We start from the raw sequence: 22,550 nt of genomic DNA on the forward strand, positions 1-22,550 counted from the left end.
CGGTCGCTCGGGCTCTCGCCGGGACCCGTCAGCCCGCCGGAGCGGCCGTCGCCGCGGAGATCGGCGACCGGCCCGCAGGAGGACGTCCTGGACGCGGTCGAGGGGAGCCGCCCGGACTGGCTGAGCCCCGACGGCGTCCTCCCGCGGTGACCCGCAGGACCGCGGCGGCCTGTGCCGCGTGCGGGAGGATGAGGGCATGACGCTCCCTCCGCCGACGCTCCTCTCCCCGCCGCTCCAGGACCGGCTGGCCCGGTGGTTCGACGGGGAGGCGCCGCCGGCCCCCTCGGTGAGCTGGGCCCTGTTCGACCGCACCGGGCTGCTCGTCCACCACGGCCGCGGCGAGCACCGCCTCGACGGCGCCGCTCCCGGGCCCGGGACCGTGCACCGCATCGCCTCCATGTCGAAGAGCTTCGAGGCGGCGGCGGTGCTGATCCTGCGCGACCGCGGGCTGCTCCGCCTCGACGACCGCGTCGCCGACCACGTGCCGGAGTTCACCGACCCGCTCGACTCCGCGGGCCGGCCGCTGCCCGTGACGGTCAGGATGCTCCTCAGCAACTGCTCGGGGCTCCCGGAGGACAACGGCTGGGCCGACGACGTCATGGCTCTGACGCGGGAGGAGTTCCTCGAGGTCGTCAGCCGCGGGCTGACCTTCATGGAGCGGCCGGGTGAGGTCTACCAGTACTCCAACATCGGCTTCTGGCTGCTCGGCGTGCTCGTCGAGAACGTGACCGGGGAGGACTTCCCGTCCTTCGCGACGCGGACGATCCTCGAGCCGCTCGGCCTCCACGACACCCGCTACGACAGCGGCGACTACCCCGACGGCACCGACCTCGCGGCCGGCTTCAGCACCTTCGACGACGGAGCGAGCTGGGTGCCCCGCCCCGTCACCGGCACCGGAGCGGGCGCCTGCGCCGCGAGCATGTTCAGCACGGTCGGCGACATCGCCCGCTGGAGCGGCTGGCTCTCCTCCGCGTTCGAGGGCGAGGACGGCGCGGACGACGACCCGGTGCTGAGCCGCGCCTCCCGCCGCGAGATGCAGCGCGGCTGGACGCCGGTCCCCGCGCTGAGCCCTCGCGCCGTCGAGAGCACGCTCGACGGCTCCGCGTACGGGTTCGGCCTCGTCGTCGAGCACGACGTCCGCTTCGGCGGGATCGCCCACCACTCCGGCGGCCTGCCGGGCTGGTCGTCGAACATGCGCTGGCATCTGGAGTCGGGCCTGGGGGCCGTGGTCTTCGCGACCGCGAACGGGGCGAAGCTCGCCGCCGCCGCGACGGGACTCCTCCGCGCCGCCCTCGAGGACACCGCTCCGCCGGCGCGGACCATCACCCTCCTCCCGTCGACGCTCGCCGCGGCCGCCGCCGTCGAGGCCGCGATCGTCGCGGGAGACCTCACCCGGGCGGGGGAGCCGGGCAGCGGCGCCCTGTTCAGCCCCAACCTGCTGAGCGATGTGCCGGCCGACGTGCGCGCCCGCCGCCTCGCCACGGCGATCGCGGAGATCGGCGGGCTTGCCGAGGACCCGACCGCGAGGCCGCTGGTGGAGCGGCTGCTCTGGAGCGCCTCCGCGGCGCAGGCGGCCTTCCTCCTGCCGGGCCGCGACGGAGAGCTCGAGTGCCTGCTCGAGACCACGCCGACCGTCCCGGCCCTGGTCCAGCGCCTCGAGATCGTCGTGCGCGAGGCTCCGACGGCTGCCCTCCCGGTCGTGCGCTTCTACCGTCCTCGGGCCGGCTAGCGGTCGAAGACGAGGCGCGGACGCGGCGGACCTCGACGCTCCCGCACCGAGAACGGCGGGCGGCCCTCGAGGGACCGCCCGCCGTCACGCTCCCGCGGTCAGCGGATCGTCGTGCTCGCCGTGTCCGCGTTGCTGCGGATGGACGGGTCGGGCGTCTTCGTCGAGAACGCCGCCGCCAGCGCGGTCGCCGTGCCCGAGACGGCCGCCCTCACCGTGATCTTCTCCGACACGGTCCGCCCGTCCGCCAGGCCGGCCCGCTGGAACACCACGACGTTCCCGACCCTGGTGTACGAGCCGGTCGCAGAGACGAACTGCACGCTCGCGGGCAGGACGACCTGCGAGACGACCGACGCCGAGGCGGCCGGACCGGCGTTCGTCGTGATGAGGGTGTAGGTGAGCGTCCTCCCCTTCACCGCCGAGGCCGGCCCCGAGAGGTCGACGCGAAGATCGGCCTTCGTCGCGACCTGCTTCGGCGAGACCGTCAGCGTGCTCGTCGCCCGAGCCGTGCCCGCCGAGTTCGCGGCCTGGATGCTGAAGGTGGTGGTCCCGGCCGTGGTCGGCGTCCCGGAGAGGCGCCCGGCCGCGTCGAGGGTGAGTCCGGCGGGCAGTGCGCCGGAGACCAGGGAGACCGACGGAGCGGGCGTGCCGCTCACCGCGTAGCGGAAGTCGTAGGCCGAGCCGACGACGCCGGCCGCGACCGTCCCGGAGAGGGTCGGCGCGACCGTCGGCGACGAGACGGTGACGGTGCTGGTGGTCTCCGCGGAGGCGGTGCCGGCGCGGGCCGCCAGCGTGAACGTGAAGGTGCCCGGCGCGGACGGAGTCCCGGTCAGGCGCCCGGCCGGAGTCAGGGTGAGGCCGGACGGGAGCGCACCTGAGGAGACGGCCACCGACGGCGCGGGGAAGCCGGAGACGGTGTAGCCGAAGTCGTAGGGGGTGCCGACGACGCCCGGCCCGGGGGTGCCGGAGATCGCCGGTGCAGCGGCGGCGGGGGAGACGACGACGGTGCTGGTGGTCTCCGCGCTCCCCGCAGCGTTCGAGGCCCGCAGGGTGAAGGTGGAGCGTCCGTCGGCGGTCGGCGTCCCGGTCAGGCCGCCACGATCATCGAGGCTCAGGCCGGCGGGGAGCGTTCCGGAGACGAGCGAGACCGTCGGCGCCGGTGTGCCCGTCACGCTGTAGTCGAAGTCGTACGGGGTGCCCACCGTCGCGGCGGGCGGGTCGCCGGCCAGGGTCGGCGCGACCGTCGTCTCCGCCACGGCGAACGTGTGCGGGGCCCCGACGGTAGCGCCGAAGGGGTTCCGCGCGGAGACGGCGAAGGTGGACGTGCCCGCGGTCGTCGGCGTGCCGGAGAGGAGCCCGGACGCGCTGAGGGTCAGGCCGTCGGGGAGTGAGCCGGAGGCGATCGCGAACGAGGCGGGGCGGTCGGCCGCGAAGGTGTACGAGGCGGCCGCTCCGAGCGGCCCGGACGCGGGAGGAGCATCCGCCGTCAGGACCGGACGCGGGCCCCGGGCGAGCACGTGATCGGGTCCGGCTGCGAGAGCCGTCGTGCCGGCGAGGCCGGCGGGTGACTGCAGCTGCCCGGCCGAGCTCCGGCCCCAGCCGACGATCGTGCCGTCGCCCTTCAGCGCGAGGCTGTAGTCGGACGCGGCGGCGATCGCCACGACCCCGGACAGGCCTTCCGGCACCGTGGTCTGGCCGTAGTCGACGACGACCGAGTCGGAGCTCGCGCCCCAGGCGACGACGGTGCCGTCCTCCTTCAGCGCGAGGCTGTGGGTCTCTCCCGCCGCGACGGCCACCACGCCCTCGAGCCCCGCGGGGACGTCGGTCTGCTCGTAGAGGTCCCAGCCCCAGGCGACCACCCTCCCGCCGGACACGGCGAGGCTGTGGCGCCGGCCCGCGGCGATGGCCGTGACGCCTCCGAGGCCGGCCGGGACCAGGCCCTCGCCCAGCCCGTTGCTGCCCCACGACGTGACGGTGCCGTCGTTGCCGAGCGCGAGGCTGTTGTCGCGGGAGGACGAGATCGCGACGATCCCGGTCAGCGCGGCACTCCTCGACACCTGCCCGTCGCCGTCGTAGCCCCAGGAGACGACGGTCCCGTCGCTCTTCAGCGCATGGCTGCTGTAGTCGCCGGCGGAGACCGCGACGACCCCCGTGAGACCGTCGGGGACGCTGGTCTGCCCGTACGACCCGCGGCCCCAGGCGACGACCCCGCCGTCGCCTTTCGCGGCGAGGCTGTGGGTCCGGCCCGCGGCGAGGGAGAGGACGCCCTCGACCCCGGCCGGGACCGTGGTCTTCCCGTCGGTGCCGCTTCCCCAGGCCGCCACCCCGAGGACAGGGGCGGACGGAGCGGCGACCGCCGCGAGAGGAACGGCGGTGCCGACGAGGAGCGCGACGGCCGCGGTCAACCCGAGCAGACCCCGCCGGAGCCGCCGCGCCGCTCCTGGATCCCGCGGCTGCGACGTGCCGTCCTGGACGGCGGGCGGACGAGGGACGGTGCTGGAGCGCATGTGCTGCCTTCGATCGGGACGGCCCTCATCGGCCGTCCTCGAACCGTGGCACGGCCGTCCCGCCGCTGACAATGTCCTCTAGCGGCCCTGTCCGGAAGAGGGCGCCGCGGAGCTCCGCGGAGGGGACGTAGGCCCGGTCTCACTGCGGCCGAGCGCTCCCGCCGCGGGCCCGTGACGGTCAGCGCATCCCGAGGGACGCCGTCGCGTCCGGACCGCTCAGCGGGGTCGGAACGGGGACCCCGGCTCTCCCGCGTACGGGGCGTCCGCCTGGTCGAAGTCCCAGCGGCCCGCGGTGGACGGGCGGACGACGGGGGTCTTCGTCGGGGTCGGCGTCGCCGACGGCGCCGGCGCGGCGGCCAGCCCGGCGTGCCAGCGGAAGATCGCGTCGATGCCGTCCTGGTTCACCCACGACGGTGCGTTGTGGCCGAGCGCGTGCGTCCGGACGGTCGCCTCCCTGGCCGTGGCCGTCGCCTTCTTCACGAGGGCGAGCCCGTGCAGTGCCGGCGGCACGCTCGGGTCCGGGTGGGCCGTGTCGGACACCACCGCGCGGATGTTCGCGCCGGCCCAGGCGGAGGCGGGCAGCCGCTTCGGGTTGTGGGAGTCGATCTGAGCGGTGCTGCCGCCGAAGGCACCGCCGATCGAGAAGCGGCCCCGCGTCGTGCGGTCGTGGGTGTCGCGGAGGTCGTAGACGCCGTTGACCAGGTAGACGCCGTTGATGCCGGGGAAGACCCGCGCGCCGTAGTCCTCGCAGGCGAGCGCGCCGCCGGCCGACATCGCCCAGAGGTAGCTGGCGGCGATCGGGAACTGGCCGGAGAGGTAGGCGTAGCCGTTCCGCTGGTGCTTCTGCGCGGTGTCGTTGGTCCAGATCGTTCCGCCGAGCGTCTGGCAGATCGCGATGGCGCCCCGCTCGACGGCGAGCTCGGCCGGGTACGCGAAGACGCTGGACAGCGAGGTGTGGTCGGCCTGCGCGGAGTGGATGAACCAGATCACCGGTACCGCCGCGGCCTGCCGCGGCTTCACCGTCTGCGGCACGAAGATCCGCGCGAGGTCGCCCGCGATCGAGACCGTGAGGACGTCGTAGAGCACGCCGCGGTTCTTCGTCCTCACGTTGATCGTGCGGGTCCTCTCCCCGGGCAGGCCGGGCACGGGGGAGGCGGAGGCGGAGGCGGCCGGGAGCGTCGCCGCGCCCAGAGCGAGAGCACCCGTGAGGGCGCCGCCGATGACGGCGCGCCGCCGGAGGCCGGGAGTTCGAGAGGGGGGTACTGCTGAATCGTCGGGGGACACGGGGGCTCCTCGTGCAGGGACCGCGAACCGACGAGGTCGGCGGAGCGGTCCGGGTCGGCGGGGGGTGTGCCTGCAACGCTAGCCGGAGGACCGGCCGGACGACCCGTCGATGCGCGCCAGTCGCGGGACGGCGGAGGGACGACGCCGCACGGACGGAACGGTCGGCGGCTCGGCGACCGCATCGGCGGCGGATCGAGGCGCTCAGGAGGCGAAGGAGAGGCCCGTTCCTGATCGTCCGCCCCGCCGGTTCCGACCCTTTCGCCCCGTTCGGGAGCACTTCCCCGCACCGGTCTGGCCCCCCGGTGTGAAGGCTCCCAGGTTCCTCGCGCTCGTCGGCGGACCGGTGCCAGCGTGAAGGGACCGAGAAGCAGAAGGAGAAACGACCATGACTCTTCGACGAACTCTTGCCACCCTCGCCCTCACGGGCGCCATCGCCTCCGTCGGCGTCGTCGCTGTCGCGACGCCCGCCTCCGCGGCCGAGGTCGCGAACGGACAGTACGTGAGCGCCGGGAACTACGCGTGCGGAGCCCAGGAGGTGGCCACCGGCGCCACCCTCGGACCCGAGGGCGTCCTGCGCCAGCGCGCTCTCGTCTTCCGCAACTGCGGGTCGAGCACGGTCGAGCGCAAGGCCGACATCATCGCCGACTTCGACGGCAGCTGCTACTCCGTCCCACCGGGCAAGGCCCGAGTCCTCGACGCGCTGTTCGTGGCGGCGGGACGCAACACCTACCGCGCGTCCAAGGCCTGCTGAGGTCGCGTGCTCCGCCGGAGGGGCGGGTCGGGGACATCCCCGGCCCGCCCCTCCAGCTGTCCGGAACGACCACGCCGTCCGAGCCGTCCTCCCGTCGACCCGCCCGAGCATCACTCCAGCACAGGCCCCAGCTCCGCCAGGACCTCCGCGACCCGGGCCCGCGCCCGTGCACCGAGCCCGCGGACCGGACGCGGGAGGCAGCGCGCCTCGGCGAGACCGAGCTGCTCCGCCATCGCTGCGACCACGCGGTAGCTGCCGCCGTGCTCCGCGAAGAGGTCCCAGACGGGCTGCAGGCGTGCCGATCCCGCGATCGCGGCCGCCTCATCGCCCGACTGCGCCGCCCGGGCGATCGACAGCGCCGTCCGCGGGAAGATGCCGCCGATCACCGAGTACCAGGCGTCGCAGCCGCCGAGCAGCCCGCGCGCACCCGCGGCGTCCCCCGAGACCCCGACGGTGACCCCCTCCGGCACCCGCGCCCGGATCTCGCTGACGCGCGCCGCCGCGGCGCCCGGTCCCTCCGGCACGCCGGGGATCTTGAGGGAGGCGACCTGCGGCAGCCGGGCGACGGCCCCGTAGAGGTCGTCGGAGAAGGAGAAGCGCGTCGTCCCGGGGTTGTCGTACACGACGAGCGGCACCGAGAGCTGAGCCGTCACGTCTTCGTAGAGCCCCAGCACGTCCTCGTCCGTCAGCGGCTGGTAGCCGAGCGGCGCCAGGAGCACCGCGCTCGCTCCGGCGCTCTGCGCGTCCTCGGCGAGCGCCAGCACCTGCGAGGTGCGCAGCGCCCCGATCCCGACCACGACCGGCACCGGGCCGGCGCCGCGGACGGCGATCTCGGCGGCGCGCCGGCGCTCGCCGCGGTCCAGGTACGGAGCCGAGCCGGTCGAGCCCAGGGCGCCGATCGAGTCGACTCCCGCCCGCGCGAGCCGCTCGACGAGAGCGGCGAACGACCGCTCGTCGATGCTGTCGTCGCGGAGCGGTGTGAGGGGGAAGGCGCTGAGTCCGGTGAGCACGTCGGTCCGTTCGCTGGGGGCGGGAGGGGCCCGGACAGTCTCCCCGGCGGCAGGGGCCCGGTCGAGGCCGGAACCGCCGGGGGCCGGGGGACCAGCCGTCACTCCGCGTCGAGCACCACTCGGGAGTGGAGTCCGAGCCGGTCGAGGAACGCCTCGTCGTGGCTGACGACGACCAGGCCGCCCCGCCAGGCGGCGAGAACGTCGACGAGGTGGTCGGTCGTGGCGAGATCGAGGTCGTTCGTCGGCTCGTCGAGCACGAGCAGCTGCGGAGCCGGCTGCGCCAGCACGAGCCCGGCGAGCGCGACGCGGAACCGCTCGCCGCCCGAGAGCGACGCGATCCTCCGATCGACCACGTCGCCGCGCACCAGGAGCCGCGCGAGGGCGTTCCGCAGCTCGACCGCAGGACGATCCGGCGCGGCCCGGGAGACGTGCTCCCGCACGGTGGCCTCCTCGTCGAGGAGTCCCTCGCGGCGCTGGGGGAGCCAGCCGACCCGCTCCGTCAGCGCTCGGGCCGTGGTGCCGGCGAGCGGATGCTCCCGCGCACCCGGCGCCCCGACGAGGTGCTCGAGCAGGGTCGTCTTCCCCGTCCCGTTCGCGCCGACCACGGCGATCCGCTCCGGCCCCTGGAGCACCGTCGTCCGGCCGCGCACCGTCACCTCCGCCAGCCGGCGCCCGGCCGCGACCCCGGGGTCCGGCAGGTCGAGGCGGACCCGGTCGTCGTCCCGGACTGCTCGCGACGCTGCGTCGACCTGCTCGCGCGCCCGCGCCTCCGCGGCCCCGTGCCCGGAGCGCAGCCGTCCCGCGGTCGCCTCGGCTCGTCCTCTCCGCGCGTTCGCGAGGATCGCGGGCATCGACTCCGCCGATCGCGCCCCCGCCCGCGCGCGGCGGGCGATGGTCGTCTCGGCCTCGATGCGCTGCCGCCGCTCGGCGCGGAGAAGCCGGTCGGCGTCGCGCAGATCGCGCTCCGCGGCCGCCTGCTCGAGGGCGAGCCGCTCCTCGAACGCCGAGAACGTCCCGCCGGAGGTGCGGACCGCCCCGTCGCGCAGCTCCGCGATCTCGTCGACGTGCTCGAGCAGCTCCCGGTCGTGGCTGACGAGCACGAGCGTCCCGCGCCACCGGTCGACCAGGTCGAGCAGAAGCCCTCGGGAGCGCCGGTCGAGGTCGTTCGTCGGCTCGTCGAGCACGGCGATCGGCCGGCCGCGCAGCCGGACGCCGGTCACGGCCGTGAGGACGGCCTGCCCTCCGGAGAGGGTCGCGACCGGCCGCAGCAGGTCCGCCTCCTCCAGGTCGAGACCGGCGTCGCCGAGTGCGGCGAGCGCTCGGGCCTCGAGGTCCCAGTCGTCCGCGAGCACCTCGAAGTGCCGCGGATCCGCGTCGCCGCGGAGTATCGCGTGCAGAGCGTCCAGGCGATGCCGGATCCCGAGGAGATCGGCGACGGTGTCGTCGGGCCCTCGCCGGAGGCGCTGGGGCAGCAGGTCGACGGGTCCCGTCGTCGAGACGCTCCCGGCGGTGGGGGAGAGGCCGCCGGTGACGAGGCGGACGAGGGTCGACTTGCCGGCGCCGTTCGCGCCGACGAGACCGGTGCGCCCGCGTCCGAACGCAGCGGTGACGCGGTCGAGGACGACGGAGCCGTCGGGCCAGGCGAACGTGCAGTCGTGGAGGACGACGGCGGGCGGGGTGGTGCGGGACGAGGAGGGCACGGTGCTCCAGTGGTCGGTGTCGGCGCACGACGACCACCGGGCTCCGAGGGAGCAGGGGCTCGCCCCTGAGGGGCGGGCACGGGGGACGTCAGTGCGAGCGCAGCTGCTGCGTCGTGGACGCAGTACCGGTGCTGGAGCGCAGGAGTCCGTCTTCCGTGCGGGGAGCCCCCGTGACCGCGAGCCGCTGGATCGGCCGGTGTGGCGGCCGCACCGACGTCGCGGCTCGCGACGAGGTACCCGACGACCGTACGTGCCCGTCGATACACGCGCAACCGTGACCGACTGCTCGTCCGCGGCCTGCGTCCGTCGGCGCCGTCGCGCGGCTCGCGGCGGACGGCTATCCACCCACGGCGGGACGGCCGGACCGCCCGGGTGTGCACGCTGCTGCCCGCCGGTCGAGGGGGTCGCCGGCGGGCCCTCCCGTCGCCGGGCCCTCACTACGCTGAGCCCATGGTGACCATTCGCGACGTCGCGGCCGATGCGGGGGTGGCCCGCAGCACGGTGTCCTACGTGCTCTCCGGCAACAAGAAGCTCCCGGAGGCGACCCGCCTGCGCGTGCTCGCGAGCGTGGAGCGGCTCGGCTACCGGCCCGACCCGATGGCGCGGGCCCTGGCGCTGCGGCGCACGAACATCCTCGGCTTCTTCGCCTCCGTCGATCCGGAGTCGCGGCAGACCGATGTCGACGTCTTCATGCGCTTCGTGCGGGCGGCGATGTACGCGGCCCGCGCCCGCGGCTTCGACCTGCTGATGATGGGCACGGGCGAGGGGGAGCTCGCGCGCGACGTCCTCGCCGATGCGCTCGTCGTGATGGACATCCGCCGGGACGACCCCCGGCTGCCGGTCCTCGCGAGCATCGGCCTGCCGACCGCGCTGGTCGGCTACCCGGGCGAGGGCAGCCCGTTCAGCGCGATCGACCTCGACTTCGACGGCGCGGCGCGGGTCGCCGTCGACCACCTCGCCGACCTCGGGCACGTCGAGATCGCGGTCCTCGGGATGGGCCCCGACGCCTACGAGAGCGGCTACGCCTTCGCCCTGCGGTTCCGCGAGGGCTTCCTCGACCAGTGCCGCCTGCGCGGCGTGCGGGGCGCCGTCATCCCCAGCACCGACGACGTCGACGACTGGTTCGAGCAGGCGCAGGAGCAGCTCCCCGGCCTGAGCGCCGTGGTCACGCACGGGCCGGGCGTGCTCGAGCCGTTCCTGCAGCGCCTCAGCGGCCTGGGCCTGCGCGTCCCGGAGGACTGCTCGATCATGACCATCGCCCCGGAGGCGGTGATGCGGCACGCCGACCAGCCGGTCACCGTGGTGGACCTGCCCGGCGACGAGATGGTCTCGCGGGCGGTCGACCTGGTGCTCGACGAGCTCGCCGGCACCGCGACTCCGGGAGTGACGGAGCTGCTGCCCGCGGTCGTCGTTGATCTCGGCACCACCGCGCCCTTCTCGCCGGGCACCAGCCGGGGCGTCGTCCCCTCGTGGCGGCGGGCGCGCGGCTGACGTCGCCGGGTCGTCCGGAGCGTTCCCCGGGCGATCGGTGAACCGGTTCTCCGAAATCTATTGAACCGGTTCTCCGACTCGGTTAGGCTCGCCACGACTTCCGGACGGACCGCCCCAGCGGGCGCCCCCGGAGGGTCTTCCCGGCGCGAGCGCTCCGCTCGTTCCGACCGTATTCAGAGAGGAATACCGTGAAGAACAGCATCCGACGGGCCGCAGGCGCCGCCTCCCTCGTCCTCATCGCCGGAGTCGCCCTCAGCGCGTGCAGCGCACAGGGAGCGGGCGACGACTCGTCGAAGTCGCTCACCCTCTGGGACAGCTTCACCCAGTACGACGCGTCCTCCCCCTACGGCCAGCTCCTGGCCGGCTGCGAGGCCTCGACCGGGATCACCCTCGAGCGCACCTCCGACCCCGACCTCACCACCAAGCTCCTGCAGTCGGCCGCGTCGAAGACGACGCCGAACCTGGTCGTCCTCGACAACCCCAACGTCGCGAAGTTCGCCGACACCGGCCTGCTCGTCGACAACGCCGCCTCCGGGCTCGACACCAGCGACGTCCTCCCGAACGTGCTCGCCGCCGGCCAGCTGGACGGGAAGACCTACGGCTCGTCGATCGGCTCGAACACCCTCGCGCTCTTCTACAACAAGGCGCTCTTCGAGGCCGCCGGCGTCACTCCGCCGACGACCTGGGACGAGCTGACCACCGCCGCGAAGGCCCTCACCGCGGGCGACGTCACCGGGCTCGGCTTCTCCGCGATCGGCACCGAGGAGGGCACCTTCCAGTTCCTGCCCTTCTTCTGGGGCTCCGGTGCGACCCTCGAGGACATCTCCTCCGACGACGCCGTCTCGGCGCTCGCGCTCTGGACCGACCTGGTGAAGAGCGGCTCGGCCTCGCAGGCGAACGTCAACGCCAACCAGCAGGACGTCCGCGACCAGTTCCTCGCGGGCAAGCTCGGGATGATGGTCAACGGCACCTGGCAGCTCTCCGCCCTCGACGAGGCGGGCATCGACTACGGCGTCGTGCCGATCCCGGCGAAGGACGGGGGAGCGGCACCGAGCCCGCTCGGCGGCGAGTTCGTCGAGGTGGTCGCCTCCGACGCCGCGAAGCAGACCCTCGCCACGGAGTTCGCGCAGTGCGTCATCCAGCCCGACAGCCTGAAGGCCTGGGCGGCCGGCCAGTCGTACATCATGCCGTACGCCGACGCGGCCGCCGAGCAGGCGACCGAGGACCCCGCGCTCCAGCCGTGGGTCGAGGCCATCTCGGTCGCGCAGGGACGCACCAGCGACCTCGGCGTCGCCTACCCGGACACCTCGAAGGCGCTCTGGACCGCGATCCAGGAGTCGCTGACCGGCTCGAAGACGCCGCAGGCGGCCCTCGACGACGCCGCGGCGAGCCTGAAGTAGCGGCCGCATGACCGACCCCGCCGTGCTCACGGCGCCGGTCGCGGGCGGGGCGGCCACCAGGCCGCCCGCCCGCCGCCGACCCCGCTCCCACCTCCGCCTCGCCGCCGCCGCCTTCATGGCGCCCGTGGTGATCTTCCTCGCCGTCTTCTTCGTCTACCCGATCATCCGCGGCGTCGTCCTCAGCCTCCAGGACTTCGGACCGTCGTCCTTCGTGACCGGGATCGCCCCCTTCGTCGGCTTCGACAACTACGTCACGGTCGTCACCGATCCGATCTTCGCGAGCATCGCCTGGCACACCGTGGTCTTCACCGTGGTCTCGCTGGTGGGCCAGTTCACGATCGGCATGGCCCTGGCGCTGTTCTTCAGCCGCCGGTTCCCGCTCTCGGCGACGTTCCGCTCCCTCATCCTGCTGCCGTGGCTCCTGCCGCTGATCGTCTCGGCGACGGCCTGGCGCTGGATCTTCGACCAGCAGTTCGGCATCCTGAACGCCGCGATCGGCACGCCGGTCGGCTGGCTGACCGATCCGTCCGTCTCGCTGTGGGCGGTCATCATCGCCAACATCTGGCTGGGCATCCCGTTCAACATGGTTCTGCTGCACGGAGGCCTGCAGGGCATCCCCGAGAGCCTCTACGAGGCCGCGGCACTGGACGGCGCCTCGCGCTGGCGGTCCTTCTGGAGCATCACCTGGCCGCTGCTGCGACCGGTGACCTCCGTCACGCTCCTCCTCGGCCTCGTCTACACGATCAAGGTGTTCGACGTCATCTGGATCCTCACCAAGGGAGGCCCGGCCAACAGCTCGCACACCCTGGCGACGTGGGCCTACGAGCAGTCCTTCACCGACCTGCAGTTCGGAGTCGGAGCGGCGGCCGGCCAGATCCTCGTGATCGTCGCCCTCGTCTTCGGCGTGATCTACATCCGCGCCCAGCGCAAGGAGGACCTCGGATGAACCGGCACACCACAGGGCTGCGCCGCGGGATCGACGTGGTCATCGCGATCGTGCTCTGCGGCTTCCTCCTCTTCCCGCTCTACTGGATGGTCAACGTCTCGCTGACCAAGCCGCAGAACCTGATCCAGACCCCGCCGAGCCTGTTCCCCGGCGACCCGACCCTCGACGGGTACGTGCAGGCGTTCTCGACGCAGCTGCCGAACCTCATCACGAGCCTCGTGATCTCGATCGGCTGCGTGATCCTGACGCTGGCGATCGCCCTGCCCGCCGCCTTCGCGATGGCGAAGTTCCGGGTGCGGGGGACCGGCGTCGTGATGTTCGTGTTCCTCCTCGCCCAGATGATCCCCGGGATCGTCCTGGTCACCGCGCTGTTCGCGATCTACAACGCGCTGGGGCTGCTCAACACCTATCCGGGCCTGATCCTCGCCGACGCGACCGCCTCCGTGCCGTTCGCGGTGATCATCCTCCGGGCCTTCATGCTCGGCATCCCCGACGAGCTGATCGAGGCCGCGCGGATCGACGGTGCGAGCAACTGGCGCTCCTTCGTCTCGATCGTCATCCCGCTGAGCCGGAACTCGATCGTGACCGCGGGCCTGTTCTCGTTCCTGTTCGCCTGGGCCGACTTCCTCAACGCGAACTCGCTCACCTCGGGCAACAGCATCGTGCCGTTCACCCTCGGCCTCTACCGCTACATCGGATCGACCACCACCAACTGGAACGGGATCATGGCGACCGCCGTGATCGCCTCCATCCCGGCCGCCGTGCTGCTGATCGTGGCCCAGCGCTACGTCGCCGCCGGGGTCACCGCCGGCGCGGTCAAGGACTGAGCGCCGTGCCCGACTCGAGGAAGCAGGAGCACATGGACACCGACGCGTTCGCGCTCGAGGGGGACCGCCTCGTCTGGCGCGGCGACGGCGAGACCGTCGTCGTCGAGCCGTGGGGGAGGGACAGCGTCCGGGTCCGCGCCCGCCGGTCCGGGGAGGTCCTCGACACCGACTGGGCGCTGATCGCCCCCGAGCGCCACGCGCCGGAGGTCTCGATCGAGGGACCGCGGGCGACGCTGCGCGCCGGCGGCATCACCGTCGTCCTCGAGCAGCAGGAGGGCTACGGGTACCAGACCGGCTACCACGAGCTCTCCTGCTCCCTCTCCTTCTACGACCGTCGGGGGGAGCTGCTCTTCCGAGAGCTCGGGAGCGGGGGAGCGCTCAAGCTGCGCGCCCGCGAGCAGCGTCCGCACCTGGGCGGCGACTTCCGGCTGACCGCGCTGTTCGAGACGTCCCCCGACGAGAAGCTGTACGGGATGGGGCAGTACCAGCAGGACATCCTCGATCTGAAGGGCTGCACGCTCGAGCTCGCGCACCGCAACTCCCAGTCGAGCGTCCCGTTCGTGCTGTCGAGCCGCGGCTACGGGTTCCTCTGGCACAACCCCGCGATCGGCCGCGCGACTTTCGCAGCCAACCGCACGGAGTGGTCCGCCGAGTCCTCCCAGCAGCTCGACTACTGGGTGACCGCGGGGGAGACCCCGGCCGACATCACCCGGGCCTACGCCGACGCGACCGGGCACGTCCCGATGATGCCCGAGCACGGCCTCGGCTTCTGGCAGTGCAAGCTGCGCTACTGGAACCAGGAGCAGCTGCTCGAGGTCGCCCGCGAGCACCGGCGCCGCGGCCTGCCGATGGACGTGATCGTGGCCGACTTCTTCCACTGGCCGCACATGGGCGACTTCCGCTTCGAGGAGGAGTTCTGGCCGGATCCGTCCGCCATGGTCGCCGAGCTGCGCGAGCTCGGGATCGAGCTGATGGTCTCGGTCTGGCCGCAGGTGTCGGTCGAGTCCGAGAACTACATCGCGATGAAGAAGGGGAACCTCCTCGTCAAGGCCGAGCGGGGCCTGGACCTGCACATGCAGTTCGAGGGTCCGAGCGCGTTCTACGACGCGACGAGCCCCGCCGCCCGGAGGTTCGTCTGGGAGGCGTGCCGGCGCAACTACGGCGAGCACGGGATCCGGCTCTTCTGGCTCGACGAGGCCGAGCCCGAGTACGGCGTCTACGACTTCGACAACTACCGCTACGCCGCCGGCCCCGCCGTCCAGGTCGGCAACCTCTACCCGCAGGCGTTCTCCCGCGGCTTCTTCGAGGGGCAGAGCGAGGGCGGGGAGACCGCGATCGTCAACCTCGTCCGCACCGCGTGGGCGGGCAGCCAGCGCTACGGCGCGCTCGTGTGGTCGGGCGACATCCACTCGACCTTCGCGGACCTGCGCCACCAGATCACGGCCGGCATCCACATGGGCGTCGCGGGGATCCCGTGGTTCACGACCGACATCGGAGGATTCGCCGGGGGAGACCCGTCGGATCCGGAGTTCCGTGAGCTCCTCGTGCGCTGGTTCCAGTTCGGCGCGTTCAGCCCGGTGATGCGCCTCCACGGCGACCGCGCGCCGTCGGCCCCGGTCACGGCCGCCGACGGGAGCCGCCGCGCCGCGACCGGAGCCGCGAACGAGGTGTGGAGCTTCGGCGAGGAGGCCACGCCGATCCTCACCCGCCTGCTGCATCTGCGCGAGACCCTGCGCCCGTACACGCGCGAGGCGATGCGGGAGGCGCACGAGCTGGGCCAGCCCGTGCTGCGCGCGGTGTTCCACGAGTTCCCGGGGGACCCGGAGGCCTGGGATCTGGCCGACCAGTACCTCTTCGGCTCGGACCTGCTGGTGGCTCCGGTCACGCACGCCGGAGACGTCTCCCGACGGGTCTACCTGCCCGCCGGGGCGCGCTGGACGGAGCTCTCGACGGGCGCCGAGCACGAGGGCGGGCAGTGGATCGCCGCCGACGCGCCGCTGGCCGTCATCCCGGTCTTCGCGCGCGACGGCCGGCAGGCGCACCTCGTCGGGCAGCTCTGAGCGGAGGCTCCCCGCTGACCGGAGGGTTCCGCCGGGAGGAGCGCCCCGCGTCAGCCCGTCCCCGCGAGCCAGAAGTCGACCGCGCCGGGGGACGGGCGCCCGGCGACCCGGACGACGTCGCCGAACTCGAGCACGCTGTCCGGATCCTCCTGGACGGCCGGCCACCGCTCGCGGCCGGCGGCGTCCGGATCGCCGTGGGAGACGAACGCGAGCCAGCGCGCGGTCATCTCCTGCTCGAGCCGGCGGTCGACGTCCGTGTAGTCGGCGTCGCCGTCCGCCCCGAGGTTCCCGTACGCGTACATCACCTCGGCGCCGTGGTACGCGCCGAACCGCTCGAGTCCGCTCTCCGGGGGAGTGCGCGTGAAGATGTAGGCGTGGACGCCCGCCCGCCCGGTCCGGGCGGCCGTCAGCGCCCAGAGCCGCATCGGGGCGGTCATCGTCCGGTCACTGCCGGCGCGCAGCCGGGAGTCGACGACCTGATCCTCGACGGCACCCGGGTACAGCGCGAGGAATCGGTCTGCGTCGTCTCCGTGCTCCCGGCGCACCTCCTGCTCGTAGGCGTCCGGATCCGAGTCGACGCCTCCCAGCAGATCGAGCGAGGTCTCGTCGGAGTTGCTGCCAAGCAGGAGGGGGACGTCGTTCTGCCGACCGGCCTTGTAGACGGCGAGCGGCGTGTCGGGGAGGACGACGCCGTCGATCGAGGGCCACCAGTGCTGCGAGAGGCCCGCGGCGGCCGCGACGATGCGCTCGGCCGGCAGGGCTCTCATCTCGGCGAGGCTCGCCCCGCCGAGGGCCTCGCTCAGGCGCGCAGCCGCCTCCCGTGCGGTGGCGGCGTCGTCGTAGAGGTCGCCGGCCTCGCGATCTCCCGCCGACCCCAGGCATCCTCCGCTCTCCCCGATGATCCCGTGGAGGAGGCCGGCCGCGAGGGGCGAGGCCCCGAGGATGCAGGCGCTGCCGGAGCCGGCGGACTGGCCGGCGACCGTCACCCGCCCCGGGTCCCCGCCGAAAGCGGCGATGTTGTCCTGCACCCACTGCAGAGCGGCGACCTGGTCGAGCAGTCCCTGATTCCCCGGGGTGCCGCCGCCGAGCACATCACCGGCGAGGAAACCGAGGACGCCCAGACGGTAGGCGACGGTGACGACCACCGCGCCCCGGGAGGCGAGCGCCGCGCCGTCGTAGGCGGGGAGGGCGCCGGACCCCGAGACGAACGCGCCGCCGTGGAGGTAGACGAGGACCGGGCTGGAGTCGCCCGCCCCGCCGGCCGGCGTCCAGATGTTCAGGCGGAGGCTGTCCTCGTCCGTCGCGTACCCGCCGAGGAGCGTCTCCTCCAGCGGCAGGTCGAGCACGCGGGTCGCCGCTCGGGAGAGGAACGTCGGCTCCGGCTGAACGGCGGAGGGGCCGAAGTCGTCGGCCACGAGGGTCGCCGACCGCTGCGGGGCCGGGCGGGGCGCCTCCCAACGCAGCGGGCCGACCGGGGGAGCGGCGTAGGGGATCCCCGCGAAGGCGTCGACCCCGGCCGCGGCGTCATGCACACCGACGACGTCGCCCTGCCGGGTCGTGACCGGGGCGGTGTGCGGACCGGCGAGCGTCCGCGTCGCCGGGAGAGGACCCGCGGCGAGCGCGACGGCTCCGACGAGCCCTGCGGACGCGACCCAGGCCGCCGTACGCAGCATCCAGTGCCGGTGCCGCCAGCTCCTCGAGACGGCCGCGATCAGGACCGCGGCCGCCGCGACGACGAGCCACCCCCACCACTCCACCCGGTTCAGCCAGGCGAGGACCGCCCCGATGAGCACGACGGTTGCGGTCGGCAGCCACGGGGACCGTCGCCGTCGAGGTTCGGGCGTTTCAGTTTTCGATACGGTATGCATTGAAAACGAAACGTACTGAAAAGGCCCATTCAGCGCAAGGATCCGAATAGGCTGGGGGTGTGGTCACAGGCGAGCAGGCTCCGGTCCGGCGGAGGAGCGAGACGCGACGACGTCTCCTCGCCGCGGCCGCCGAGCTCTTCGAGAGCACGGGCACCATCGGCCAGCGCGTCGAGGACATCTGCGCGCAGGCGGGCTTCACCCGCGGCGCGTTCTACTCGAACTTCGCCGGTGTCGACCAGCTCTTCCTCGCACTCCACGAAGAGCAGGCCGCGAGAGTGTGGGGGAGCCTGCAGGAGGCCCTCGACGTCCAGCTGCAGGAGGAGCACCGCGCGGCGACCCTCGACGGCGCCGTCCGCTCCCTCCTCGACGCGCTCCCGTCCAGCCGCGAGTGGTTCTCCCTGCGGTCGGTGCTCCTGGCACGCGCTGCCGCGGACCCGGAGTTCGCCGAGCGGATGATGATCGACGACGACCGCGTCTCGCGCGAGCTGGGCGAGCGCTTCGCCACCCTCGCGGCCGTGCACGGCCGCGTCCCCGCCGTCGAGTCCGCCGTCCTGGCGAAGGCGGTCGTCGCGGCGCACGTCGGGTCGGTGAGCCAGTGGCCCGTGGACACCAGCGCCGAACTCACGCAGCGCATGGTCGTCGCCGCGGTGATCCGAGGCCTCACCGTCGAAGCGCCCGGTCTGCCATCGGAGCGCGGCGGCGATCGATGACGTCCTGTCGCAGGAGCGTTGAGGGGAGCCGATCGCCATCCCTGCAGAACGGGACTTCGGTCGAACTGACATAATGTGCATTATCGGATAACGGCGGAAGGGCCGCACGGACCGGGACTGAGGCCGCCCGACGGTCCGGAACGTCATCAGCGGATCGGCGAAGGCTACACCCACGCCTCGACGTCCTCGTACCAGCACGTCTCGGTCGGAGTGTCGAAGCGCGTGACCAGCCGCAGCTGCGGATCGACGGTCATCGTGCCGCGGACGCCGTCGTCGGCCTGGTCCTCTCGGGCGCCCGCCGGAACGAGCGTCAGAGGTACTGCGAGCGCTCCCGCAGGTTCACCATCACCGCGGCTGCATCGAGAAGGATGCTCACGCCGCCCGGTGTCCGCCGACGAACGGACTTCGCCCACGACGGCATCGGACTCCCCCGATGCCGGTCCGCTGCCGTCCATCGGAGTCATCCGTCGAGGATCGCAGACCCGCGCGCCGGGGTCATTCCGCGAAGGCGATCAGGCGAAGTCGGAGATGTCGCCGACGAGGCGGGTGTTGTCCGCGGGGATCGGCTCGACGGCCGCCAGAGCGACCTCGGCCGCGAACTCCTGCACGTTGTAGAGCTTGCCGGCCGACTCGCGACGCGAGCTGATCGCGCCCGGGTTCGCGCGCTCCAGCAGGGTCGCGGTGATGGTGCCCTCGATCATGTCGCCCGAGACGACGACGAACTCGATCCCGCGCTCGGCGAGCTCACCGATCCGCTCGCGCAGGGCGTCCTCGCCGGCGCGCTTGGAGAGCGCGACGGGCTCGTACTCGGGCATCGTGGGCGTGGTCCGGATGAAGTGCGCCTGGTGGCTCGTGACGAACACGACACGGGAGCCCTCGGAGAGCAGCGGCAGCGCCGCGTCGAGCACGGCGACCTGCGAGTCGCGGTTCAGGACCATCGCGTAGTCCTCCCCCATGTTGCTCTCCATGCCGCCGGAGGCGTTCAGGACGAGCACGTCCAGTCCTCCGTACTCCTTCTCGATGCGGGAGAAGAGCTCGGCGCGCGAGTCGGCGTCGGTGAGATCGGCGCCGACGGCGATGGCGGTGCCGCCGGCCTCGACGATCTGCGCGACGAGCTTGTCGGCGCGCGGCGCCTTCGAGCGGTAGTTGACGACGACGCGGGCTCCGGCCTCGGCCAGGTAGCGGACCGTGTCGGCGCCGATGCCGCGGGACGACCCGGTGACGAGAGCGCGCTTGCCGTCGAAGGAGCCGGGGGCGAGGGGATTGGACACGGGTATTCCTCCAGAACGCCGGCTCGGAGACCGGATCGGGCACGATGACGGGCCACAGCCCGACGGAGGAGTCTACCAAGGGCCTCGAGATCGTCGTCGCACCCCCTCTTCCAGCCCTCGTCCGGGGGGCGTTGATAGCCTGGGAATGCTCGTCGAGGGGAAGGAGCACACAGCATGGACGCTGTCACTCAGTACGCGTGGATCCTCTGGCTCGCGCTGATCCTCATCTTCGTGATCGTCGAGATGATCACTCTCGAGTTCACGTTCCTGATGCTCGCCGTCGGCAGCATAGGCGGACTGCTGACCGGGCTGGTCGGGGCTCCCTTCTGGGTCCAGGTCCCCGTCGCGGCCGTCCTCGCCGCCCTCCTGCTGTTCACCGTCCGGCCGCCGCTGCTGCGGCTGCTGAAACGGGGCGGCGATCCCACCCCCAGCGGAGCGGACGCTCTCCTCGGGCTCTCCGGCAGCGTCGTCCTCGCCGGCCCCGGAGCCGGCCAGGTCAAGCTCGCCAACGGTGAGACCTGGACCGTCCGCCTGTCCCCGCTCGTCGAGGACCGCACACTCGGAGTCGGCGAGAGAGTCGTCGTCACCGCCATCGAGGGCGCGACCGCGGTCGTCGTCCCCGCCGAAAGGAGCACACCGTGACACCGTCCTCCGTCGTGACGATCGTCGTCGTCGCCGCCGTCGTCCTCTTCGCCCTGGTCGTCCTCTTCCGAGCGGTCCGCATCATCCCCCAGGCCACCGCCGGGGTCGTGGAGCGCCTCGGCAAGTACCACAAGACCCTGCTGCCGGGCCTCAATCTCGTCGTGCCGTTCATCGACCGGGTCCGCCCGCTGATCGATCTGCGCGAGCAGGTCGTCTCGTTCCCGCCCCAGCCCGTGATCACGGAGGACAACCTCGTCGTCTCGATCGACACGGTCGTCTACTTCCAGGTGACGGACGCCCGGGCGGCGACCTACGAGATCGCCAACTACCTCGGTGCGGTCGAGCAGCTGACCACCACCACGCTGCGCAACGTCGTCGGCGGCCTGAACCTCGAGGAGGCGCTGACCTCCCGCGACAACATCAACGGGCAGCTGCGCATCGTCCTCGACGAGGCCACCGGCAAGTGGGGCATCCGCGTCGGACGCGTGGAGCTCAAGGCCATCGACCCGCCCCTCTCCATCCAGGACTCGATGGAGAAGCAGATGCGCGCCGAGCGCGACCGTCGAGCCGTGATCCTCACCGCCGAGGGCACCAAGCAGTCCCAGATCCTGAACGCCGAGGGTCAGCGCCAGGCCGCGATCCTCGCTGCGGAGGGCCAGGCGAAGGCGGCGGTCCTGCGGGCCGAGGGTGAGGCCAAGGCGATCACCACCGTCTTCCACGCCATCCACGAGGGCCGCCCCGACAGCGAGCTCCTCGCGTACCAGTACCTCCAGACACTCCCCAAGATCGCCGAGGGCAGCGCGAACAAGCTCTGGGTCATCCCGAGCGAGCTCACCGAGGCGCTGAAGGGCATCGGAGGCGCGCTCGGCCAGCGCGGCCAGTCCGCCCCGGCGGTCCGCCCGCAGGATGCGGCACCCCCGTCGGCGCCTGCGGCGTCCGCGCCTGCCGCATCCGGGTCCGTCGGCTCCACTCCTGTCGAGCCCGGATCCGACACGTCCGCCCCCGTGGCGCCCGCGATGACCGACGGAGCCCTCGGCTCGGCGCCCACTCCCCCGCCGCCGGCCGTCTAGCCACGGACCCGGTCCGCGATGCGCATCCCTGAGCGACCCCTCGCCCTGAGCGGGCCGACCCCTCGGGTGATCGCGCATCGCGGGTTCGGCCCGCAGGCCGAGGGCAACGCGCTCGCCGCCTTCGAGCGCGCCCTCGCCGCAGGTGCGGACCTCCTCGAGACGGACGCGCGCGCCTCCCTCGACGGGGTCGCCGTGCTCGTCCACGACGCCGAGGTGATCGACCGCTCCGGCCGCCGCCACGTCGTCGCCGCCACCCGGTGGGAGGAGCTCGCCGACCTCCGACTGGCCGGCGGCGCCCGGCTCGCCTCTCTCGAGCAGGCCCTCGCCGCACTCCCCCGCGCGCGCTTCAACACCGACGTGAAGTCGCGGGACGCGATCGACCCGGTCGTCGCGGCGGTGTCCGGCGCCGCCGACGCGGAGCGCGTCCTGATCACCTCGTTCTCCGAGATCCGTCGAGCAGCGGCCCTCCGCCGTCTTCCCGGCGCCGCGACCTCGGCGTCGGCGGTCCGCTTCGTCGTCGCCCTGGTCGCCGCCCACCTCGGCGCCGCCCTCCCCGTGCGTCTCGCTCTCCGCGGCATCGACGCGCTCCAGGTGCCCGAGCGCGCGCTCGGCCTCCGCGTCGCCGAGCCGCGGATCCTCGCCCGGCTGCGGGTGACCGGCTGCGAGATCCACCTCTGGACCATCGACGATCCGGAGCGGATGGAGCAGCTCCTCGCGCTCGGGATCGACGGACTCGTGACCGACCGCACCGACCTCGCCCGAGCGGCCGTCGACGCCTTCCTCAGCGCCCGTCAGCCACGCCCTCAGGAACCGCGGAATACGCCTCCGACCTGAGGATTCTCTGGCAATGGCAGGGACGGGAAGACCACCTCCAGGTACGACGTTGACACTGGGGAAGCACAGCGAGAGGAGACCACACAATGGCAGATCGAAGCTTGCGAGGAATGCGGCTCGGATCCCAGAGCCTGCAGAGCGAAGAAGGCGTCGTCTTCTCCCCGCGATCGACGTACGAGTACCACTGCGCGAACTGCGGCCACGACACCGACATGGTGTTCTCGGCCGACGCGGAAGCACCGGAGACCTGGGAGTGCCGCTCCTGCGGTCACGAGGCCACTCTGATGGTGGACTCGAAGCCGGTCGTCGTGGACAAGGGCGAGCAGAAGGCTCCGCGCACCCACTGGGACATGCTGCTCGAGCGCCGGACCCGCGCGGAGCTGGAGGAGCTGCTCGAGGAGCGGCTCGCCTATCTGCGCGCCAGGCGCGGCGAGCACAAGATCGGCGCGTAGC

At 73.0% G+C, this 22,550-nt stretch carries 18 protein-coding genes; 12 read left to right on the top strand and 6 right to left on the bottom strand.

Translation table 11 applies throughout. The features are described 5' to 3' along the window. Positions 1 to 196 precede the first annotated feature (196 nt). Positions 197 to 1,729, top strand: coding sequence for a serine hydrolase (locus C5C35_RS08135; RefSeq protein WP_104262916.1), 1,533 nt, complete (start codon positions 197 to 199; stop codon positions 1,727 to 1,729). Between the two features lie 98 nt (positions 1,730 to 1,827). Here C5C35_RS08135 and C5C35_RS08140 read toward each other — a convergent pair whose 3' ends face one another. Together C5C35_RS08140 and C5C35_RS08145 are read right to left on the bottom strand one after the other, a co-directional pair. Continuing rightward, positions 1,828 to 4,233, bottom strand: a complete 2,406-nt coding sequence (locus C5C35_RS08140; protein WP_104262917.1) for a putative Ig domain-containing protein — start codon at positions 4,231 to 4,233, stop codon at positions 1,828 to 1,830. A 216-nt stretch (positions 4,234 to 4,449) separates the two neighbouring features. Beyond that, positions 4,450 to 5,517, bottom strand: a complete 1,068-nt coding sequence (locus C5C35_RS08145; protein ID WP_104246834.1) for a hypothetical protein — start codon at positions 5,515 to 5,517, stop codon at positions 4,450 to 4,452. A gap of 385 nt (positions 5,518 to 5,902) precedes the next feature. Between C5C35_RS08145 and C5C35_RS08150 the strand changes: the two genes are divergently transcribed. Continuing rightward, on the top strand, positions 5,903 to 6,268 hold the full coding sequence (locus tag C5C35_RS08150) for a hypothetical protein (RefSeq protein WP_104262918.1): 366 nt from the start codon (positions 5,903 to 5,905) through the stop codon (positions 6,266 to 6,268). A gap of 110 nt (positions 6,269 to 6,378) precedes the next feature. Here C5C35_RS08150 and C5C35_RS08155 read toward each other — a convergent pair whose 3' ends face one another. Together C5C35_RS08155 and C5C35_RS08160 are read right to left on the bottom strand one after the other, a co-directional pair. Then, positions 6,379 to 7,278 (bottom strand): dihydrodipicolinate synthase family protein, encoded by a 900-nt coding sequence (locus tag C5C35_RS08155; protein WP_104222054.1) that lies wholly within the window; start codon positions 7,276 to 7,278, stop codon positions 6,379 to 6,381. A gap of 98 nt (positions 7,279 to 7,376) precedes the next feature. Further along, a complete protein-coding gene (locus C5C35_RS08160) occupies positions 7,377 to 8,978 on the bottom strand; it encodes an ABC-F family ATP-binding cassette domain-containing protein (protein ID WP_104246832.1) in 1,602 nt (533 codons plus the stop codon). A gap of 450 nt (positions 8,979 to 9,428) precedes the next feature. Between C5C35_RS08160 and C5C35_RS08165 the strand changes: the two genes are divergently transcribed. The 5 genes from C5C35_RS08165 (at position 9,429) to C5C35_RS08185 (ending at position 15,702) form a co-directional block, all read left to right on the top strand. After that, positions 9,429 to 10,469, top strand: coding sequence for a LacI family DNA-binding transcriptional regulator (locus tag C5C35_RS08165; RefSeq protein WP_104222050.1), 1,041 nt, complete (start codon positions 9,429 to 9,431; stop codon positions 10,467 to 10,469). Positions 10,470 to 10,657: 188 nt separating this feature from the next. Continuing rightward, a complete protein-coding gene (locus C5C35_RS08170; protein WP_104222048.1) occupies positions 10,658 to 11,869 on the top strand; it encodes an extracellular solute-binding protein in 1,212 nt (403 codons plus the stop codon). A gap of 7 nt (positions 11,870 to 11,876) precedes the next feature. Beyond that, positions 11,877 to 12,815 (top strand): carbohydrate ABC transporter permease, encoded by a 939-nt coding sequence (locus C5C35_RS08175; RefSeq protein ID WP_104225253.1) that lies wholly within the window; start codon positions 11,877 to 11,879, stop codon positions 12,813 to 12,815. Further along, on the top strand, positions 12,812 to 13,642 hold the full coding sequence (locus C5C35_RS08180; protein ID WP_104222044.1) for a carbohydrate ABC transporter permease: 831 nt from the start codon (positions 12,812 to 12,814) through the stop codon (positions 13,640 to 13,642). Before C5C35_RS08175 ends, C5C35_RS08180 begins: the two co-directional genes overlap by 4 nt. Positions 13,643 to 13,674: 32 nt before the next feature. Further along, complete coding sequence (locus C5C35_RS08185) at positions 13,675 to 15,702, top strand: TIM-barrel domain-containing protein (protein ID WP_104262919.1); 2,028 nt, start codon at positions 13,675 to 13,677, stop codon at positions 15,700 to 15,702. Positions 15,703 to 15,752: 50 nt separating this feature from the next. Here the strand turns inward: C5C35_RS08185 and C5C35_RS08190 are convergent, their stop codons facing one another. Beyond that, entirely contained in the window at positions 15,753 to 17,495 is a 1,743-nt protein-coding gene (locus tag C5C35_RS08190) for a carboxylesterase/lipase family protein (RefSeq protein WP_219814154.1), read from the bottom strand. A 134-nt stretch (positions 17,496 to 17,629) separates the two neighbouring features. Between C5C35_RS08190 and C5C35_RS08195 the strand changes: the two genes are divergently transcribed. After that, complete coding sequence (locus C5C35_RS08195; protein WP_104246829.1) at positions 17,630 to 18,280, top strand: TetR/AcrR family transcriptional regulator; 651 nt, start codon at positions 17,630 to 17,632, stop codon at positions 18,278 to 18,280. 512 nt (positions 18,281 to 18,792) lie between these two features. Here the strand turns inward: C5C35_RS08195 and C5C35_RS08200 are convergent. Continuing rightward, positions 18,793 to 19,551 carry an SDR family oxidoreductase gene (locus C5C35_RS08200; RefSeq protein WP_104222036.1) on the bottom strand — a complete coding sequence of 253 codons (759 nt, stop codon included), beginning with the start codon at positions 19,549 to 19,551 and terminating at the stop codon, positions 18,793 to 18,795. A gap of 174 nt (positions 19,552 to 19,725) precedes the next feature. Between C5C35_RS08200 and C5C35_RS08205 the strand changes: the two genes are divergently transcribed. The 4 genes from C5C35_RS08205 (at position 19,726) to C5C35_RS08220 (ending at position 22,549) form a co-directional block, all read left to right on the top strand. Further along, the gene (locus tag C5C35_RS08205) at positions 19,726 to 20,193 is read left to right on the top strand and encodes an NfeD family protein (RefSeq protein WP_104222034.1); all 468 of its coding nucleotides are present in this window, start codon (positions 19,726 to 19,728) and stop codon (positions 20,191 to 20,193) included. Positions 20,194 to 20,207: 14 nt separating this feature from the next. Continuing rightward, complete coding sequence (locus tag C5C35_RS08210) at positions 20,208 to 21,263, top strand: SPFH domain-containing protein (protein WP_374953115.1); 1,056 nt, start codon at positions 20,208 to 20,210, stop codon at positions 21,261 to 21,263. An 18-nt stretch (positions 21,264 to 21,281) separates the two neighbouring features. Then, positions 21,282 to 22,097, top strand: coding sequence for a glycerophosphodiester phosphodiesterase family protein (locus tag C5C35_RS08215; RefSeq protein ID WP_104262922.1), 816 nt, complete (start codon positions 21,282 to 21,284; stop codon positions 22,095 to 22,097). 86 nt (positions 22,098 to 22,183) lie between these two features. After that, positions 22,184 to 22,549: an RNA polymerase-binding protein RbpA gene (locus C5C35_RS08220; protein WP_068207052.1), complete on the top strand. Its 366-nt coding sequence runs from the start codon at positions 22,184 to 22,186 to the stop codon at positions 22,547 to 22,549. The last annotated feature ends 1 nt before the right edge of the window (position 22,550 follow it).

This window comes from Rathayibacter sp. AY1F8 (assembly GCF_002932165.1).
In the GTDB taxonomy this organism is placed as follows: Bacteria; Actinomycetota; Actinomycetes; order Actinomycetales; family Microbacteriaceae; genus Rathayibacter.

Bases quoted from the DNA above. Each gene is read 5' to 3' on its own strand.
- C5C35_RS08150 (WP_104262918.1), top strand. From the start codon at position 5,903: ATGACTCTTCGACGAACTCTTGCCACCCTCGCCCTCACGGGCGCCATC.
- C5C35_RS08175 (WP_104225253.1), top strand. From the start codon at position 11,877: ATGACCGACCCCGCCGTGCTCACGGCGCCGGTCGCGGGCGGGGCGGCC.
- C5C35_RS08205 (WP_104222034.1), top strand. From the start codon at position 19,726: ATGGACGCTGTCACTCAGTACGCGTGGATCCTCTGGCTCGCGCTGATC.
- C5C35_RS08220 (WP_068207052.1), top strand. From the start codon at position 22,184: ATGGCAGATCGAAGCTTGCGAGGAATGCGGCTCGGATCCCAGAGCCTG.
- C5C35_RS08215 (WP_104262922.1), top strand. From the start codon at position 21,282: ATGCGCATCCCTGAGCGACCCCTCGCCCTGAGCGGGCCGACCCCTCGG.
- C5C35_RS08180 (WP_104222044.1), top strand. From the start codon at position 12,812: ATGAACCGGCACACCACAGGGCTGCGCCGCGGGATCGACGTGGTCATC.
- C5C35_RS08135 (WP_104262916.1), top strand. From the start codon at position 197: ATGACGCTCCCTCCGCCGACGCTCCTCTCCCCGCCGCTCCAGGACCGG.
- C5C35_RS08165 (WP_104222050.1), top strand. From the start codon at position 9,429: ATGGTGACCATTCGCGACGTCGCGGCCGATGCGGGGGTGGCCCGCAGC.
- C5C35_RS08185 (WP_104262919.1), top strand. From the start codon at position 13,675: ATGGACACCGACGCGTTCGCGCTCGAGGGGGACCGCCTCGTCTGGCGC.
- C5C35_RS08140 (WP_104262917.1), bottom strand. From the start codon at position 4,233: ATGCGCTCCAGCACCGTCCCTCGTCCGCCCGCCGTCCAGGACGGCACG.